Source organism: Nocardiopsis lucentensis DSM 44048, from assembly GCF_000341125.1.
GTDB classification, from domain to species: domain Bacteria; phylum Actinomycetota; class Actinomycetes; order Streptosporangiales; family Streptosporangiaceae; genus Nocardiopsis; species Nocardiopsis lucentensis.
Genome location: NZ_ANBC01000939.1, coordinates 1 through 2646 on the forward strand (window position 1 = coordinate 1; position 2646 = coordinate 2646).

A 2646-nucleotide genomic window follows, 5' to 3' on the forward strand; every position below is an offset into this window, starting at 1 on the left:
CGTTGCGGCGGAGTTGGCGGGCGGCCTTACGAGTCCAGGTCTGCATGGGACCCAGGTCACACCTTCACTACGGTGCGCACACCCCCGATAGCACTGCTGTGCACGCTCGCGCCATCCTGTGCGATATGGGTCGCACATTCGGCAGGATCCTGACTGAAGCCATGGCCACCGCCGGAATCAGCAACAAGGAACTCGCGTCACGCTTCCACGTGGACCGGTCCACGGTGTCCCGCTGGCGTCATGACCGCAACCTGCCCGACCGTGCTCTGGTCGAGCAGATCGACACGGCCTTGGATATCGGAGGTCACCTCGTCCGCGCGTGGCAGGTCCAAACAACGGGGTCGCTTATCGCGGACTGGCGCAAGTCCGAACCCGAACTCGACCGGGCGGCCCGTGTGATCGAGATGTTGTCCCCCAACTACGTGCCCGGACTGTTGCAGTGCCCCGTGTACATCGAGCACGTACTTCGGGAGTGCGTCTACCCGGGCGGTGATGACGACATCCGGCGAGAGGTGGGGCGCAAGAGCCGTCGTTACCCGACTCTGCGGGCGACGTCCGATCCCTTGGTCGTGGCGGTGTTCCCCGTCGTGGGCCTGCTCGGTGTCCCGGTCCCTGTGCGTGTCGCGCAGGTGAACCACCTGGTGAAGGCGATCGACTGCGGGCGATTGATCGTTCACCTGTTGCCCGAGAACACCATGGCGACCACAGTCGCGCCGTTGACGGTCTACCACCTGACGGACGGCGGTACGGCCGCGATCGGTGATGGTGTGAGCGGCATGTTGGACTACAGCACGCCGGGCAAACTTCCGTTCATGGTCGAGCGGATGAAACGGGCCTTGGGGTGGGCACTGCCGCCCGACCAGTCCCGCACCCTCATGGAAGGAATGATCCATTGAACGAGTGGCACAAGTCGAGCTACAGCTCGACCGGACCCGAGTGCGTCGAGGTCAGAGAGCACGAGGCCGGGGCGGACGTTCGCGACACCCAGAACCGGGAGTCGGGGCATCTGTCCCTCCCCGCGAGTGAGTGGGCGGCGCTGCTGGCGTCCGTGACGCGGTAGGACCCCAGGGCAGAGCGGGACCCCGGGCAGGACTGGTGCCCGGGGTTTCCACATAAGTGCGTACGCACTGGTCCTCTCGTCACCAGGGCCGCGGGGACCCTCTGCTCGATCGGGCGGGGCATCCTCGCCGTCGCACGGGACATCCCGACCCGTGTGCGGGTCAGGCCCGGTGCTCCCAGGAACCAGCCCCGGATCGGACGACGCACACACCGCACTGCGCATCGACATCCAGTGAGAACGCGTCCAGAGGGGGCCAGGCCGCCCCGTCCAGCGCCGCGTAGGCGGCCGTGAAGGCCTCCAGTGCCGTGGTCCCACCGCTGCCGGTGACCGAGCCGTCCGGCCAGATCCACGCCCAGCTCTGGGAGTCCCCCACGGCGACCAACCTCGCCCGCCCGTCCTTCCATGGCCGTCCGCCCATGGCGACGTGAATGCCGGGGCAGGCCAGTACGAGTCGGGTCAGCAGATCACGACCGAGCAGATCATCTGAGCCGAGAGGGAAGGTGCCCTCCCTCTCGGGTTCCTGACCGACTCCGGGGAAGGACGGTCCCCCCTGGCGCTGGGTGCGGTCCCGCATGAACATCGCGTCACGCACCACGGGGCCCGAGGCACTGGCCCGGCCCGTCTTGCGCAGGGCCGCGATCGGGGTCGGTCCGCCTTCGGTGTAGGGCGCCCAGGGCGCGACGAGTGTCGAACCCTCATCGAGGCAGTCCAACCAGGGGAGGGGGAGGCGTCGGACCGCGCACGTGGCGATGACCACGTCGAAGACCGTGCCCGGTGGCGGCTGCGTGCCGTGGACGACGTCCACCCGGGTTCCGGCGAGCAGCTTACGGGCACGGGAGGCCACGCCGGGGTCGATCTCCAGCGACGTGACCGAACCAGTCGGGCCGACCAGGGAATCCAGGATGGCGGCGTTCCATCCGGTTCCCGTGCCGATCTCCAGCACCCGCACCCCGGGGGAGACGTTCGCCGCCTCGATCATGTCCGCCATCACCTGCGGTGCCGAGGACGACGAAGAGGGGGTGTTGACCAGGCCACTGCCTCCGTCGTTGGCCTGGGTGACGACGAAGCCGTCCGAGTAGACGCACTCCACCCAGCGCCGCGGATTCTGCTTACGCGGTACCGGAAGCCCCTGCACATCCGGCCATATGAGATCGGGGATGTAGTGGTGGCGGGGGTGGTCGGCGAACGCGGCGCGAATGGTTTCGGTGGTGTCCAGGCGCTCGACGAGCCGGGCGTGCAGGTCGTCCAGGTCCGTCACTTCTCCCCCGTTCCGTTGCAGTCGCCACAGGTGATGACCTCCTTGTCGGACCAGGGGCCAGATCCGTCCCCACCGGCGACGATCGTTCCTTCACCATTGCATGCCGCGCACTTGGCCATGGGGGTTCCCTCTCTGAAGAAAGGCGGGGTGACCAGTGTTTACCCCGCGTATGGATTCGATTCCTTGGTGTGTCCGGATGCGGCCACGGGTGCAGGACCCGGTGGCTTTCTGGTTCGGAGCCGCCTCCGGGAGGCAGGGGCGTCCACCAGCGCCTGGTTGGCCTCGGAGTGCCGCATCCCGTACTGGCGGGTGAGGTGGGTGTGGCAGA

The 2646-nt window shown here is 67.7% G+C and carries 3 protein-coding genes; 2 read left to right on the plus strand and 1 reads right to left on the minus strand.

Going from position 1 to position 2646, the window contains the following annotated elements; all coding sequences use genetic code 11:
- Positions 1 to 125: 125 nt before the first annotated feature.
- Both D471_RS0132105 and D471_RS38990 read left to right on the plus strand, forming a co-directional pair.
- Positions 126 to 896, plus strand: a complete 771-nt coding sequence (locus D471_RS0132105) for a helix-turn-helix domain-containing protein (RefSeq protein ID WP_161630144.1) — start codon at positions 126 to 128, stop codon at positions 894 to 896.
- Positions 893 to 1060, plus strand: a complete 168-nt coding sequence (locus D471_RS38990; RefSeq protein WP_017602405.1) for a DUF397 domain-containing protein — start codon at positions 893 to 895, stop codon at positions 1058 to 1060. The genes D471_RS0132105 and D471_RS38990 overlap by 4 nt, the downstream gene beginning before the upstream one ends.
- A 160-nt stretch (positions 1061 to 1220) precedes the next feature.
- Here D471_RS38990 and D471_RS0132115 read toward each other — a convergent pair whose 3' ends face one another.
- Complete coding sequence (locus tag D471_RS0132115) at positions 1221 to 2318, minus strand: rRNA adenine N-6-methyltransferase family protein (protein ID WP_017602406.1); 1098 nt, start codon at positions 2316 to 2318, stop codon at positions 1221 to 1223.
- Between the last annotated feature and the right edge of the window lie 328 nt (positions 2319 to 2646).